The organism is Clostridium sp. K13 (assembly GCF_019734195.1).
Taxonomy (GTDB): domain Bacteria; phylum Bacillota; class Clostridia; order Clostridiales; family Clostridiaceae; genus Clostridium.
On record NZ_JAASHM010000058.1, the window covers coordinates 1 to 15,863 of the forward strand.

Annotated in this window: 15 protein-coding genes and 1 pseudogene; 1 reads left to right on the forward strand and 15 read right to left on the reverse strand. The window is 26.2% G+C overall.

Translation table 11 applies throughout. The features are described 5' to 3' along the window. Positions 1-85: 85 nt before the first annotated feature. From HCG76_RS17995 to HCG76_RS18055, 14 genes and pseudogenes are all read right to left on the reverse strand, one after another. Positions 86-646 (reverse strand): DUF6512 family protein, encoded by a 561-nt coding sequence (locus HCG76_RS17995; protein ID WP_221701640.1) that lies wholly within the window; start codon positions 644-646, stop codon positions 86-88. A 213-nt stretch (positions 647-859) separates the two neighbouring features. Continuing rightward, a pseudogene (locus tag HCG76_RS18000) lies at positions 860-1,384 on the reverse strand (NAD(P)/FAD-dependent oxidoreductase); the annotation flags it as partial. A 42-nt stretch (positions 1,385-1,426) separates the two neighbouring features. Beyond that, complete coding sequence (locus HCG76_RS18005) at positions 1,427-1,747, reverse strand: rhodanese-like domain-containing protein (protein WP_221701639.1); 321 nt, start codon at positions 1,745-1,747, stop codon at positions 1,427-1,429. 146 nt (positions 1,748-1,893) lie between these two features. Then, positions 1,894-2,544: a Crp/Fnr family transcriptional regulator gene (locus HCG76_RS18010; RefSeq protein WP_221701642.1), complete on the reverse strand. Its 651-nt coding sequence runs from the start codon at positions 2,542-2,544 to the stop codon at positions 1,894-1,896. A gap of 401 nt (positions 2,545-2,945) precedes the next feature. Further along, positions 2,946-4,226 (reverse strand): sensor histidine kinase, encoded by a 1,281-nt coding sequence (locus HCG76_RS18015; protein ID WP_221701638.1) that lies wholly within the window; start codon positions 4,224-4,226, stop codon positions 2,946-2,948. Between the two features lie 15 nt (positions 4,227-4,241). Continuing rightward, positions 4,242-4,370, reverse strand: coding sequence for a hypothetical protein (locus HCG76_RS19295; RefSeq protein WP_260458195.1), 129 nt, complete (start codon positions 4,368-4,370; stop codon positions 4,242-4,244). Next, positions 4,360-4,941: an accessory gene regulator B family protein gene (locus tag HCG76_RS18020; RefSeq protein WP_195988161.1), complete on the reverse strand. Its 582-nt coding sequence runs from the start codon at positions 4,939-4,941 to the stop codon at positions 4,360-4,362. Before HCG76_RS18020 ends, HCG76_RS19295 begins: the two co-directional genes overlap by 11 nt. A gap of 135 nt (positions 4,942-5,076) precedes the next feature. Then, on the reverse strand, positions 5,077-5,322 hold the full coding sequence (locus HCG76_RS18025) for a hypothetical protein (protein WP_221701637.1): 246 nt from the start codon (positions 5,320-5,322) through the stop codon (positions 5,077-5,079). A 151-nt stretch (positions 5,323-5,473) separates the two neighbouring features. Then, positions 5,474-7,099: a Na/Pi cotransporter family protein gene (locus HCG76_RS18030; RefSeq protein WP_221701636.1), complete on the reverse strand. Its 1,626-nt coding sequence runs from the start codon at positions 7,097-7,099 to the stop codon at positions 5,474-5,476. 187 nt (positions 7,100-7,286) lie between these two features. Continuing rightward, positions 7,287-8,369: an ABC transporter ATP-binding protein gene (locus HCG76_RS18035; protein WP_221701635.1), complete on the reverse strand. Its 1,083-nt coding sequence runs from the start codon at positions 8,367-8,369 to the stop codon at positions 7,287-7,289. A gap of 17 nt (positions 8,370-8,386) precedes the next feature. Continuing rightward, the gene (locus HCG76_RS18040; protein WP_260458194.1) at positions 8,387-9,286 is read right to left on the reverse strand and encodes a sugar ABC transporter permease; all 900 of its coding nucleotides are present in this window, start codon (positions 9,284-9,286) and stop codon (positions 8,387-8,389) included. Positions 9,287-9,288: 2 nt separating this feature from the next. Further along, positions 9,289-11,376, reverse strand: coding sequence for a carbohydrate ABC transporter permease (locus HCG76_RS18045; protein WP_221701634.1), 2,088 nt, complete (start codon positions 11,374-11,376; stop codon positions 9,289-9,291). 40 nt (positions 11,377-11,416) lie between these two features. Further along, positions 11,417-11,878 (reverse strand): hypothetical protein, encoded by a 462-nt coding sequence (locus HCG76_RS18050; RefSeq protein ID WP_221701633.1) that lies wholly within the window; start codon positions 11,876-11,878, stop codon positions 11,417-11,419. Between the two features lie 126 nt (positions 11,879-12,004). After that, on the reverse strand, positions 12,005-13,312 hold the full coding sequence (locus HCG76_RS18055) for a sugar ABC transporter substrate-binding protein (RefSeq protein WP_221701632.1): 1,308 nt from the start codon (positions 13,310-13,312) through the stop codon (positions 12,005-12,007). 706 nt (positions 13,313-14,018) lie between these two features. Between HCG76_RS18055 and HCG76_RS18060 the strand changes: the two genes are divergently transcribed. Continuing rightward, entirely contained in the window at positions 14,019-15,245 is a 1,227-nt protein-coding gene (locus HCG76_RS18060) for a helix-turn-helix transcriptional regulator (RefSeq protein ID WP_221701631.1), read from the forward strand. Positions 15,246-15,278: 33 nt separating this feature from the next. On the opposite strand, the gene HCG76_RS18065 is transcribed toward HCG76_RS18060, so the two are convergent. Continuing rightward, complete coding sequence (locus HCG76_RS18065; RefSeq protein WP_221701630.1) at positions 15,279-15,614, reverse strand: hypothetical protein; 336 nt, start codon at positions 15,612-15,614, stop codon at positions 15,279-15,281. Positions 15,615-15,863: the final 249 nt, after the last annotated feature.

The following is a 15,863-nucleotide window of genomic DNA, read 5'->3' on the forward strand; positions in this document are numbered from 1 at the left end:
CTGCTACAAATTTGTATTACAAGTCGTTAACTTTAGGAAAATTCGGCTTAAATTGCAGACTTAAGCTTTAGTTCGCAATTTATTTCTATATTCCGTATAATCCTGTATTTCCATCTCTAAACATAGGTATGTGTATTGGATAAAATGTAAAAACTATTGTACATACTATTATTAGTAAAATTATTAATATTCCTACTATTAATTTTACATTTGTACTCCTAATATTTTTATATAAATGAAATGCTAAAATTTGTCCTATTGTTAATGCAAGAAGTAAGGAAAATACATCTAATATAAATGATGAAATTCCTAATGCACCTCTATAAGTATAATAAAAATTAGTAATAACAATGGGAATCATTAATACTGAAATAGCAGCACTAAAAATCCACTTTCTAAAATCTATATTTACTTTTTTCCTTAGTATATAATAACTAATAATCCACCATAAAATAAGTGGAATAGTAGCTAATTTAAAATGTTCTACAACACTTTCATTTACTGGAGTTATTGCGCCTATCATTGGTATTTCACCAGTTAAATTATACAAAAAATGAATTGGAGTACCTACTATAAATAAAATAGGTATAGCTAAAATAATATTTTTCTTAATGCTCCTGTAATCATCCACTAAGAATTTATTCAAAATATAACCTCCTAAAAATTCATCTATATTATAATATTTATATAAATATATTTTGTTAACGCATAAATAAATTAAAATTCCCTTCAAGAAATATATAGTATCTATATACCTTGAAAGGAATTATGTAATAAATAAAATTATACTATTTAAATTATATTTAGTTACAATGCATTCTCTATTTCTAATTTTATCATTATAAGCTTCATAAAATGATAATCCTAAAAAGCTTCCTGTTATATTTATTACATTATCATACTTAATATTCATTCCTAACGCCTGTATTAAGGATTCATTTAATCCAGTTGATGCTGCATTATAATCAAATACTTTAATTGCTGATGAACCTATATATCCCTTATTAATTGTAATTTTTCCATTAATATTATCTGCTACACTTCTAGCAGCTTTTTGAGCTGGACCTGCTAATGATAATTTAGTATTGCTATGAGTTAGCGCATTATACACTTCTATTGCATCTCCAATAGCATAAATATCTTCATCACTGGTCTTATAATTACTATCTACTTTTATTGCTCCTGTTTCACCTATTTCAAGACCTGCATTCTTAACGAGTTCTATTTCCGGTGTTATTCCAATTGCCATAACAACAGCATTTGCTTTTATCTTAATTCCAGACTCTAATACTATTGTATCATTTTCAAAACTAACAACTTTATCATCAACAACTAAATTTATTCCATGGTCAACCATTTCTTTATGAAGTATTTGAACCATATCATCTATCTCCACAACTTTAAAATATTAAATTTGTTAATTTTATTAAGATCTATGTTTTCCTAAATATGATCCTACTCCACCTGCAATATTGGTAACATTAAATCCCTCTTTACTTAACTCACTACAAACTCTTGAGCTTCTTCCTCCTGATTGGCAAAGTATATAATATTCTTTATCTTTTTTTAAATACTTATCTGGATTACTTAAGAGTGTTTGCATTGGAATATTTTTAGAAGTTTTTATTGTTCCTCCACTATACTCATATGGTTCTCTAATATCTATAATCTCTACCTTTCCTATTAAATTATCAATATCATTAACATTAACTACTTTTCCATTGTTTCTATTAAAAAATCCAAACATAATATTCCTTCCTTTGCATTATCTACAAAACTTAAATTAATAAAAATTAAACTTTATTGGTTAAACTAAACTTTAATATCTATCACACTTTTAACTAACTTATACTTTTATATTATTCATAAAACTACTTTTAGTTTGTGAATATATCACTTTAAAACTTCATTTAAATCTTTTTCTATTTGTATTTTTCCTCTACTTAATTTTAAATATCCCCTTTTTTCTAACTCCTTCAACTTTCTACTTACTACTTCTCTTGCTGAATCAAGTTCAAATGCTAATTCATTATGAGTTATATATATATTTCTGCTTTTTTTATCAATAAGTAATTTTACTAACCTATTTGTTAATGATTCATGTCTTACTTCTTCCTTAACATTTATAATAATCTTAAGCTTATCATATAAATCTTTGTAAATATATTGTAAAAACAATGTATCTTGTAATAAATATTTATTAACTACATCAAAAGGTATAACACATATTTTAGAGTCTTGTATTGCCTTTCCAATAATATTTAATGATTTACAGTTCATAAAACAACTTAATGCCTCATGGCATAATTGACCACGCTCTATATTATAAAGATTAGTTTCTTCTCCTCTTTCATTTAACTTATTTATTTTTATACTACCACTTATAACAAATAAAAAGCCTATACATTCACCTTCATTTGTAGATAAATATTCATCTGCAAAAAGATCTTTAAATATAGCCTTTTCTCCTAATATCCCCTTATTTTCTTCATCAATTTGAGCAAGTACTGGATATGCCTCATAAAGTTTATTTATATACTCCATTTTTTTATTAATCAATTTAACCCCTCCTATTAATTTAAATAATTTCGTTTTTTCACATTATATATATCTTATTTATAATTTTACATTTTTAATATATAAAATATGTGATTAAGTCACATATTTTATATATTAATCTTTTTAGTATTACACTTATCTAGATGTATGAAAATTCTATTTTACATAAAAAAAAAAATTGCGAAACAATTTTATTCAAGGTAAGAGTGAATAGTGAAAAGTTAAGGTTGAAACTGATATAGCAGTTTCTTAAAATATATATTTTTTAATTCAGCTTAGCTGAATAATTTCCTTAACTTTTCACTCTTATTTCTTCACTCTTCACTTAATAGATTGCTTCGCAATTTATCTGTTAGGTTAATTGTTAGTTTTGATACATTCCCTTATTAACAAATACCTAATTTAGAACTATTTTTTTTAGATGGTAGCTTTATTATAAATGAAGTAGCCTCTTCACTACTAGATACAGAGATATTCCCGTTGTAATTCTCTATAAGTTCCTTAACTATAGCTAACCCAAAACCATTATCTTTATCTTTATTTTCTTTTGTAGAAAAACCTGCCTCAAATATTTTATTTATAATATTTTCTTCTATTTTAGATCCATTATTTTTTATATCAATTATAAATTTATTAAATCCATAATAAGTTTTAATAGTAATTACACCTCTACCATTCATTGCAGTAATAGAATTTCTTAATATATTAGAAATTACTCTTTGTAATTCCATTTCTGACATATATATTTCATTTAAATCTGCTTGTTCATCAACTATTATATTTATTCCTCTATGATCAATACTATTTACAATCATAGATATTATTGAATCATTAGATATTATCTTAACTTCAGATGTAATATTATTATGTCCATTTATTATATCTTTTAATAATTCACCTAATCTATCATATTTACCCATAAGATGCATTCCATATAAATATGAAATCTGAGACCCATAATCATGTTTTACTTTTTTTAGTTCATTAATTTTTTCTTCTAATGCATTATTTAATCGTAAAATCTCTTTTGACTTTTTTTCTATATGTGCAAAATAGATTGTAATTGCAATCATAAATATAGCTAGTAAAATAAATATTATTTCCTTAAATAATGGATCCTCAAATTCATTTATCATTAAATTAAAGAAATTAATAAAATCAATAATTATTGTTACTATTATTAATGATATTGCAGATAAATTTTTTGATCTAATAAATCTATAAGCTTTATAAATTATTTCTCTTTTTAAAAGTACAATATAGGTCATTATACATTGTGGTACATACATAAATAATACAATACCCAATTCTATGTATTCATTTCTAATATTAGGTCTTATATATCCATGAAAGATATTGCCACAAATTATTACATTTATATTTATTAGCAAATATATTATACTAAATGCAATAGTAGCTCCCAATGAATCTTTTTTGAAAGCAATAGCTCCTAACATTAATAACATACCATGAATAACAATAGCTCCTAAATTTGAATTTCCCATTATTGCTGTTGAAATTAGAACAGTTATAACCATTATAGCTATACAAAGTGCCTGTTGTGACTTACTCTTCTTATATTTATCATCTATACAATAATTTATAGTACAAATAATCATTATACACTGTAATATTGTGTTTGTTAAATCTGCTATCTTTATTATCATTTGTACATCTCTACTTTATCTTAATTTTTTAATTGATTCTGGCATTTCTTCAACACCGATTGTAGCAATAGATGCATTTCCTGCATTTATCATAATAGCAGATAACATTAATATAAAAGAACCTATACATTTTTTAATCTTCATTTTTTATACCCCCTATTTTCTTATATTTATTAAACAAAAGCATTACTTGAACAACGCATGTCCATACTATTGTTTGGGAAAACCATTTCAGATTGAACATAATAATTGATATAACTAAAAATACTAAAGTATTTACAATGCCAATATACCTATTTCTTTTTATTAATTTTTTCTTTGTTAATGGCATCTTTTCATTTATTATAGGAATCTGATTATATATGCAAAAAATACTTATTAAATTTAGTATAATGCAGGTTACAATATCTAAATTACTATTTTTAGATATTAAAATTATACTTGATACAATTATTAATGTTCCCACAAAACACTTAATTTGAGTATCTTCATGATATCCTCCAGTAAAAGGCTTTGTACTCATCATAAAAATAATAATTACAAAACATTCCTTAAAAAAACCAAGCAAAAAAAATATTAATAAAACTAATACTAATTTAATAAACTCATATGTTGTTACTTTCATAAAGTATTTCATTTGCTCTACTTGTATTTCATTATAATTATTATGTTTCTGTAAATCTCTTATAAACCAATTTATAATTTTATCTATCATATTCTACCTTCAAACTATAAATTTTGTCACTTCATACTAATTATATCATAATTCTTATATTTTGTTTAAGTATTTCATAAAAATAGTGCTATATATGAAAAATAGCACCATTTTCTATTATTATTCTGTGTTTTTCTATAATATTTTCCTTATACTATTAATATCATACTCTTTAATTAATTTTTGTTTATCTTCTGTATAAATTATTAAACTAACCTTACCTTCTTTATACTTCAGATATCTGCCTTTATTTTTACTGCCTATTATATTAACTGATTTTCCTCTTTTTAACTCCTTTACATTACTTGAGTTACAATATTCACATTTTTCTTTTACTATAAATACTCTTTGGCAATCTAAACAATAGTTTAATCTTTGCATTATAGCTTCTCCCCCCATAAAAATTTAATCTAAATCATTTACATATTAAATTTATATGAGTTTTAAAGTAATTATATAACAACATTTATATCAAACCTTTTCCATAGATAATCTAATTAAAAGATAATTTTCTCTATTATTAGATAACTTTCTAAGAGTATATCTTATAACTATGATTTTCTCTAACTGTAGCTATATTATTAGCATGATCCCCTATTCTTTCAAGATTTGATAATAAGTCAAAAAACATAACTCCTGAACTTGCATAACATTGCTTTGAATTTAGCCTTGCTATATTATTATTTCTAAATTGCTTTTCAAGCATATCTATACGGTCTTCAACTTCATTAACAACCTTATCATTACTTATATCATAATTAGAAAAACACTTTATAGCAATATCCAATGAATCTAGTGTTGCTTCGAAAATCTCTTCAATCTCTTTTAATGCCTGTTTAGACATTTCAATATTATTATTAAATTTACTTGTAGCTAATTCTACAATATTTTCTGCATGGTCACCTATTCTCTCTATATCATTAATGGTATGATATACTTCACTGACTAACTCTGCATTTTCCTTAGGCAAATTATGTTGTGATAATGCTATTAAATATTCTGTAATCTCTCTTTCCAGTGTATTAATTATATTTTCATTTTCATATACACCTTTTATATTTTCATAATCTCCATAAAAAAACGCTTTCATTGCTAATTGAAAGTTGTCTCTTGAAATCTTAGCCATTCTTATAGTTTCTTTAATAACTTGAGTACTTGCAACAACTGGAGTTTCTAAGAGTTTTTTATCTAGATATATTGCACCACATACTTCCTTTTCTTCTTCATCTGGTAAAACCTTGTTTACAAACTTAACAAAATACCCCGATATAGGTAATACTACTAGAGTTATTACTATATTGAATATAGTATGTGCATTTGCAACCTGTCTTCCTAAATTATTAGGAGTTAAATACGCTACAACCTTTACTACATAAACTGAAAGTGGTAAAAATATTATAGTTCCGAAAATTTTAAACAATAGATGTAATAAAGCAGCCTTCTTAGCTGTTTTATTTGCTGTTAAAGATGCTATTATTGCTGTAACACAAGTACCTATATTACATCCTAAAACTATTGGAAAGGCTATCTTCATATCTATTGTTCCTGCTGCTGCTAGTGCAACTAATATTGATGTAGTTGCTGATGAACTTTGTACTATTGCTGTCATTATTACTCCAACTAAAACACCAAGTATTGAATACCTCCCCATAATTATAATTATCTCTTTAAAAATTTCCAACTCTGCTATTGGTTTCATTGATGAGGACATTAATCCCATCCCCATAAATAATATTCCAAATCCAACTGAAATAACTGCAATATCTTTTATCTTTTTTTTCTTAGATGATAACATAAGTATAGCGCCTATTCCTATAAATATAGGTGCAACAACTTCCAAATTAAAGCTTACTATTTGTGCTGTTATTGTAGTACCTACATTAGAACCTAATATAACTCCTGTAGCTTGTACTAAAGACATAAGACCAGCATTAACAAAACTAACAACCATAACCGTAGTAGCACTAGAGCTTTGAATTACAGCCGTTACAATAGTTCCAACTAATACTCCCATTATTTTATTGCTTGTTATTTTCTCTAATATTCCCTTTAACCTTTCGCCTGCTATATTTTCAAGTCCATCACTCATTAGTTTCATTCCATATAAGAATAATCCTAAGCCTCCAAATATTCCCGTGAAAATTTCAAAGTTATTCATAGAATCTATAATTCCTCTCATTTAATTTTATTTTATTAAATAATCTAGCTACTATTATCTACCTTCCTATATCTCCTTAAAACTATATTCCGAATTTTCTTAAATAAGTACTTTTATAAATATGAATTTATCTAAAAATAAAAAAGGCCAAAGTTATTATATATAATAACTTTAACCTTTAATAAAACTAGTTTATTCTTAATTCAGTTTCTGCATCAAAGAAATGTAAAGCACCTAAGTCAAATCCAAACTTATGCTTTTCTCCAGTTTCATATGGATGATATCCTGGAACTGTAATAACTAAATCTTTTCCACTACTTAATTTAACATATAAAGTTTTTTCTTTTCCTAAAACTTCTATTACATCAATTGTACATTCAAATGCATCTTTTTCTGAATCTCCTACAAATCTTTCAGAACGAATTCCTAAGTATACATCCTTACCATCATAGCTAGCTAATGATTTTAAGTCTTCATCTGATGGAGTTAAAGAAATTAATCCATCTTCAGATACGAATTTATTTCCATCCATCTTCCCTTTTATCATGTTAATTGTAGGTGATCCTATAAATTTAGCAACAAACATGTTTTGTGGCTTTTCATAGAATTCATATGGTTTACCAACTTGTTGTATCTTACCATCATTCATAAGAACTATTTTAGTTGCCATTGTCATAGCTTCTACTTGGTCATGTGTTACATAAATAGAAGTAGTTCCTAATGCTTTATGAATTCTAACTAATTCAACTCTCATATGCTCTCTTAACTTAGCATCTAAGTTTGAAAGAGGTTCGTCCATTAAGAATACGCTTGGCTTTCTAACTATGGCTCTTCCTAAAGCAACTCTTTGTCTTTGACCTCCAGATATGTCTGATGGTTTAGAATATAAATATTTTTCTATTTGTAATAGCTTTGCAGCTTCAGTAACACGTTCATTAATAATGTTCTTTCTTTCTTTTCTCATTGATAAAGAAAATGCCATATTATCATAAACTGTCATGTGTGGATATAGAGCATAGCTTTGGAAAACCATAGCTATATCTCTATCTTTAGAAGCTAGTTTATTAACTCTCTTTTCACCAAATATTAAATCACCTTCAGTAATTGAGTTTAGACCTGCAATCATACGTAACAATGTAGTTTTACCACATCCTGATGGTCCTAATATTACACAGAAATCCTTATCTTCTATTTCTAAATTTATATGTCTTAACGTAAAATCTTCTCTACTTTCATATTTCTTTCCTATATTATTTAATGTTACCTTCATATCTACTATCTCCTATCCTATCCTTTTGTAGCCCCATTTGAAAGACCTGATACTAATTGTTTTTGTAATACAACGAATAATATTACTATAGGTATTGCCGTTAAAAGTGCTCCTGCTGTAAAGGCTGGTTGATTAATTGTACGCTCATCTGTTATAAGAGTTTGTAGTCCTGCAGCTAATGTATAATCAGATGATGAATTTAATAATACCTTTGGTAATAAGTAATCACCAAATGGTCCTATGAATGACCATAAACCTATTATTGCAAGCATTGGTCTTGCAATTGGCATAATGATAAGTCTGTATATCTTCATACTAGAACATCCATCTATCTTAGCTGCATCATCTAGCTCTGTAGATATTGAATCTAAATATCCTTTTAAGATAATAGTATTACCTGCTATACCTCCACCTGCATATATAAGTATAAGCATCATTTGTCTTGTAAAACCAGGCATAATATCTGATGCAATAGAATACATTGTGAAATATGCTGTGATTCCAACGAATGTTGGTATTGTTTGTATAAGCATAACTGTCATAAGTGATGCTTTTTTTCCTTTAAACCTATATCTTGAATAAGCATATCCAGTAAATGAAACTATTAATATTACTAAGACTGCTGTCGCAATACTTACAAATAAAGTATTACCCATCCATTTTAAATAAAGTGTATCTTTAAATAATGTTTCAAAGTGCTTAAATGAGAAACTAAATTCTCCACCAATTATAAGCCTATTTGCTTGTGCTCCATTGAATGATGATATTACTATTTGTGCTATTGGCACTATTACCATCACTGCCCATAATATTAAGAAGGCATATGATACACCAAGTGCAATTTTTCCTCCAACAGTAAGAGGTTGCTTATCAGAAAGATATAAATCATTTTTTTTCTTTTTAAATATACTCATCATTCCTACCCCCTCTTAAATGCATCTGTATTTTTATATCCTATATATGCAATTATCATAAGCGCTACAGAAATAATAACAGTAATTGTTGCCCCTATAGCTTGATATTGACTATTCATTGTTAATTTAAATATATAAGATATTAAAAGGTCTGATGAACCTGCTAAATTACCATATTTACTTGGATCAAATGGTCCTCCATTATTAAATAAAGCTATAATGCTGAAATTATTAAAGTTAAATGTATATTGTCCAACTAAAAGTGGTGCTGTTTGGAATAGTACTAATGGTACTGTTATCTTACTTAATTTCTTAAAGCTTGTTGCTCCATCTATATCTGCTGCTTCATATAACTCTGCATTTATAGATTGAAGTACACCAGTGGATAGTAAGAATATATATGCACTACCAAGCCAAGCTTGTATACAAATTAATGTTAATCTTATTATAAATGGATCATTCTTTATTGAAAAGTTTGGTCCAAAGACTTCTTTTAAATAGTTAACTACTGTACCTCCATCTGCTGCTAATATACTAAAGAATAGTATTGAAATAAAGGCTGGTACTGCCCATGGTAAAAGATAAATTGATCTAAATAATACTTTTCCCTTAATTCTATCGTTATTAAGAACAATTGCTAAAATAAATCCTAAAGCTATTGCTAAAGTTGTAGCTCCAATAGTCCAAACTATAGTCCATCCTAGTATTCTCCAGAATATTGCTCCTATCATACCTTCGCCTAAGAATATCATTTTATAGTTCTTTAATGCTTCCCATCCGAATTTAGCTTGAGTGTCTGGTCCCATGCCTGTAAATGCTAAAAGTACTGTTGTAACAACTGGAATGCATACTATAAATATTGTTATTATTGCGGCTGGAGATAAAACTAAATAAGGGAATCCATCTTCAAATACTGTTTGTTTAGTTTCAACCCAACTCTTATATCTACTACCCTTGATTGTATCTTTTTCTACTTTATTTGCATCCTTAAAGCATATAAGCATTAAGAAAATTCCTATTAATAGTAAAAAGATTGCTAATATACCTTCAATCATAAAGATAATTGATCTATCAAGTCTACCACCATCTGCTGCTAGTGTTATAAGACCTGCTATACCATCACCTTTATAATTTCCATATCCTAGAGAATAAGGAATTGCCATTAAATATATATATATTGTTGCAAAGAACATAATTATCGCTTTTATATATTGTTTGTTTATTACTTGAGCTAAACCTGGAATTAAAAATGTAACCCAAGATACCCAAGGCATAGTCTTTTCTGTTTCAATTGGATAAACTCTTCTTAAATCTGCAACATTAATATTTACAGTATTAATTTTTTGTTTAACCGTTTTAGAAAGTTCATATTTCTTATTTTTTACTATTTCCTCATTATATGTTTTCTCACATTCAAATGATTTTACTAATAAAACTTCCTTATATTTTCTTTTTAATTCTTTTATTGTGTTATCTTTTGCTTGTCCTGAAATTAATCCTTCTTTACACTTAGTCTTAATTTCTTTAATTCTCTCTTGTAATTTTTTATTTTCTTCCTCTTTAAACGCTTTAAATTCTGCATTGAATTTTTCATTATTTACATTATCTATTTTTGAAAGCTTATTTTGTGCTTCTTTTAATTCTTTTGCACACTCTTTTGCAAACTCAATTACTGGTGGTATTTGAGCTATTTCTAACTTACTTTGCTCATAAACTAATTCTGCATCATAAGTTAATTTTATATAGTTTTGATAAAACTTCACTAATTCCTTTGCTTTAAAAAGTCTTAGTTGTAAATTTTGAACATTTTTAGGTAAAGTAGTATCAACCTTACTTCTATACTCTGACACCTTATTTTTAATTTCTCTAAGGAATTGCTTTTCCTTTTCTTTATATTCCGCTAATTGTTTATTATAAGCATGATCTTTTTTATTCTTAACTAATTCATTTAATTTATTTTTTAATTCTTGTTTTTCCTTACCAGTTGCAGCTTCAATTTCTTCCTGTAAAGCCGAAACTTCATAAAGGTATAAATTTCTTCTATCATACTCTCGATTAATATTATCATATAAATACTTATTGAATTTTTTCAACCCTGTTACCTCCTTTTATACCCTCTGAATAATTTCATTTTTATAAACTTTTAACATTTTTTAAACACTTCCCTAAATAAAACATTGTTAAAATTAATGCTAAATAACCAATTCCACTCCCGATAAAGAATACTGAAAAATATTGTTCTCCTAAAAACGTTAGTGCAAATGCTCCTACTATTATCACACTCCAAATTATTACAAACATCTTATTTACTCTAAGCTTTGTAAATGTAAAATAACTATGAATTGCTACTGCCATTGGAGTTATTACTCTAACAAAGAATGTTGATATACATACATTTAAATATGTAGAATATAATTGGTTTACTGTTTGATTCAATAAATCTTTCCCTAAATTTCCATTGGATAACCACATATTAAATAAACTTGTATCTTTTGCTTTAATTAACATTTCTAATGATGTGATCATTAGAATTACTGCACATATTGCTTCAATTGTATAAAATGTACCTCTTGGCATCTCTATACTATCTCTCATGTGGATCCTCCTTAGACTATTTAAAATTATTAATCTTAAAATCAATTAATATTATTTATATATAACTTCTATATAGGTAATTGTATTAAAAGGGGACTAAGTCCCCCTTTTCTTTTCTAAATCATCTTAGTTAAAATTAGCCATCATACCATCGAATGAAGCTTTAACTTCTTTGTAAGCTTCTTCTGCGTTTGCAGGGTTCTTAGCTGACCATGATAATAAAGAGTTTTGCCAAGTTTCCCAAACTTGTCCATATTCACTGAATAGTGGTCTACTTTCAGCAACTTCATAACTAGTATAAGTAGCATCTATAACTTTCTTTTGTAATTCATCTATTCCTTCATAATCTGCAGCAGTAGCATTTTCTAATACTTTACCTGTTGCTTCAAATAATTCTTTAGCATTTGCTGGGTTAACTATTTCTTTAATGAAAGCTTCTGCAACTTCCATTTGAGCTTCATTTTCTTCACATCTTGCATTTATTCCAAGACCCCATCCACCTTTCCAATGTTTTAATGGTTGTCCGTTAAATGTAATTTGGCTTAATGGTATAATTTCCATATTTGAAGCATCTCCAACTAAATCTTTTACTGTTGTAGTTGCCCAAGGTCCATCGATCTTTATAACATCACTTCCGCCAGTTTTAAATTGCTCATCTATATATCCACCAGCTGCATCCTTGTCCCATAAAGATGTATTGTTTTCTTTGTGAGCTTTCCAATAGTTATATAATCCTTCAAATAATGATTTTTGTTCATCTGTTAACTCTGACCATTCTTTAATTCCATCACTTTTTAAGTCTTCGCTTAATAAGTCAAATTTAGCAGAGTTAGTAAATGCAACTCCATACCAAGCATCATGAACTGTAGTTAAAATTTGATTATATCCTAAGCTTGTGAATTCAATATCTTGAGTTGTATCTATATTTGCAGCTTTTGCATTTTCAACATTTACATATCCAATTAAAGTTTCTATATTGTAAGGGAATGCTAAATATTCTCCATCAATTTCAAAATTTCCGCCTAGTCCCTTATCAAAATTAGCAAATCCTCCAACTTCTTCAGCCATTTTATCAGCAGGCATAGCCGCTAAAACTTGGTTTTTAGCTAATCCATATAATCTATCAGCTGGTAAAGCAAATACATCTGCTACGTCAGAGTTTGTTGCATCAGTTTGGTCTAAAACGTCTAAGTGATCGAATGATCCAGTTTCTATAAATTCTATTGTTGCATTTGGATATTTTTCTACAACTGTTTCTTTAACCTTTTCATAGTAAGGTACCCAATCTTTTTCTACTTGAACTTTTAAAGTTACTTTTTCATCAGCTGCTGATGCTCCAGTACTAACACTTTCTTCTCCCTTATCACTTGACCCACAAGCTACAAAGTTAATTGAAGTTGCAGCTACAAGTAATGTAACTAATAGTTTTTTCATAATATTCTCCTCCACTTTTCAAAATCTATTTATTTAAAGTTAATAAAATTTAACTTAAATACACTATAATTAGCATTTAGAAATCGATTCCAAATTTCACTTTACCAGAAACCGTTTCCACTTTTTAAAAAATCCATTTAACTATTAATCCTTTGTAAATTAATTATTAATACGTCAATTCAAATCATTGTAATTGATTTCATAACCTTTTAATATAACCCATTATACTTTTAAAACTACTGCTTGTCTACCCCTATCACAATTTTAGGTACCGTTTCCAATCAGTTTCAAAAATTAATGTAATACTAAGAAAATTAACTTAAATTAAATTATTTTACCACCTGGAAAAATATTTAATTTTTTATGTTTTTTTCTTTGTTTACATTTACATTATATCTAATAAAAAAAATATCGTCAATAAATTTCAAAATTTTTATTGTGTTAAATTTCCTATATATAATTGTATTTAAGATTTGGTTTTTCCTTTAAACTTTCACACTTTTAAATAGTATTATCATTTTTTTTTAAATATCTGTTGTTTTAACATTTTAATTATTAAATTACTTAATTTATATTATTTTTAATATCCTTTCTAATAGATACTTTAGTTATCATTTATGATATATTATAAATTGGTATATGATATTTTTATATTTATTGTTATTAATAAGATTTATTTTATGGTTATAAATGAAAGGGTTAATACATGATTGATACATACAGTAATAATAAAAAAATGATTGGTTCAATAATAAAATTTAATAGAATAAATAATAATATTAGTCAAAAGCAATTATCAAAAGGTATATGCGTCCCCTCATACTTAAGCCGTATTGAAAATGGAGAATTATTACCTAGCGAAGATGTTCTTTCTATAATTTTCAATAGACTTGGTCTAGAATTTAATGATTCTCCATTATTTATAAATAAAGGTATGAACTATTTAAAAGATTTCTTTGATAATTTAAACTTCAATGAATTTGATTATACAAATAAACTCTTTGATATATTAGAAAGAGATGAAGATAAATATATATCTTCGCCTTTAATTATTGATTATTTTTTAGCAAAACTTGCAAGATACTCATCTACACCTAATAGAGATAAATTTGAGACTGCAAAAAATATGATTTTATCTTCCTTTGATTTATTATCAAATAATCAAAAATTTATATATACTTTCTATACAGCAATTGATATATTAATTTTATCTGATAATAAACAGGATGGTAAAATTTTGTTAAATGAAGCTTTAAGCTATAAGGAAAGTGGACATTGCTACTTTTGGTTATCATATTCCTATAGAATAGAAAATAATCCTATTAAAGCTTATGATTCAATTCAAAAAGCCTTAAATTTGTATGTTTCAGAAGGAAATATTATAAGTATCATGGATACATATGAGAAATTTGCTGAAGTTTATTTTATGTTAGATAATTATAGTGATGCTATTCACTATTTAGAAATCTCATTAAATATGGCTAAGAAGTTTAATAATATTTATTTTATTGAACATATTAATTCTATTTTATCTTGGAGTTATTATAGATTAAATGATTATGAAAAATCTCTAGAATATTTAAATTATAATACAGGTTTAATAGATCACCGTATAATAATTCCTGATACTATTATTAAATCTCTAATCTATTTTACTCTTGGAGATAAAACTTCTTTAAAGGCTGTTATTAATTATTTAAATGATGATTACACTTTACAACATGTTAGTAAAGATTTATCTAATTTAATTTATGAATTATTCCTAATTTTCATCAATGATGATAACTATATGAAAAATACATTATTTGAAGAAGTACTCATTAAAATTATTAATAATATTCCAAAATTAATTGAGTTAAAAAAGGTTTTTACGGGTTTACTAAAAAATTACTATATAAATAATAGACGTTATAAAGATGTATTGTTTTTATAAAAATAAGGGACTGCTACATCAGTCCCTTATTTTTTATAAATATTTAAATTTACACTCTGAGAAATCAAAATAATTCCTATATTCAAATCTACAAGTTCTTTCAAAATCATCCTCATTCCAGAAATTATTTCCTATTATATTACTTGAATCCACTATTTCACTTATTTCATTATAATCTATAGTGTTTCCATTATCTTTAATACAGCCTTTTAAGCATCTTAATATGTCTTCTTTTTCTCCATAGCTTTCTAAACTATTAGGATCTGTATTTACTCTTATATACTTTACTCTAAATCCTTTATCTTCTCCTATTTTTTTACTTAAATATGTCTCCTTAACAGCTGAAAGTGATGTAACTTTTATTTTCATAAATTATCCCTCCCACATTTTGTATACCTTTACATCATTAAGTATATTCCTTTAATTTAAAAATAGTACTACCAATATATTTTTATTTGTATCCTAAACTGGTAATAAAAACAACGTATCATTATTTAAAATTAACATAAAACAATGATAGAAAATATATTTTCTATCATTGTGAATCTGTTAAGCTGATATGAAAAAATAGCTTGATTTTTCATAGAATTGCTCGCTCTTTGAAAATTATATAAGTTT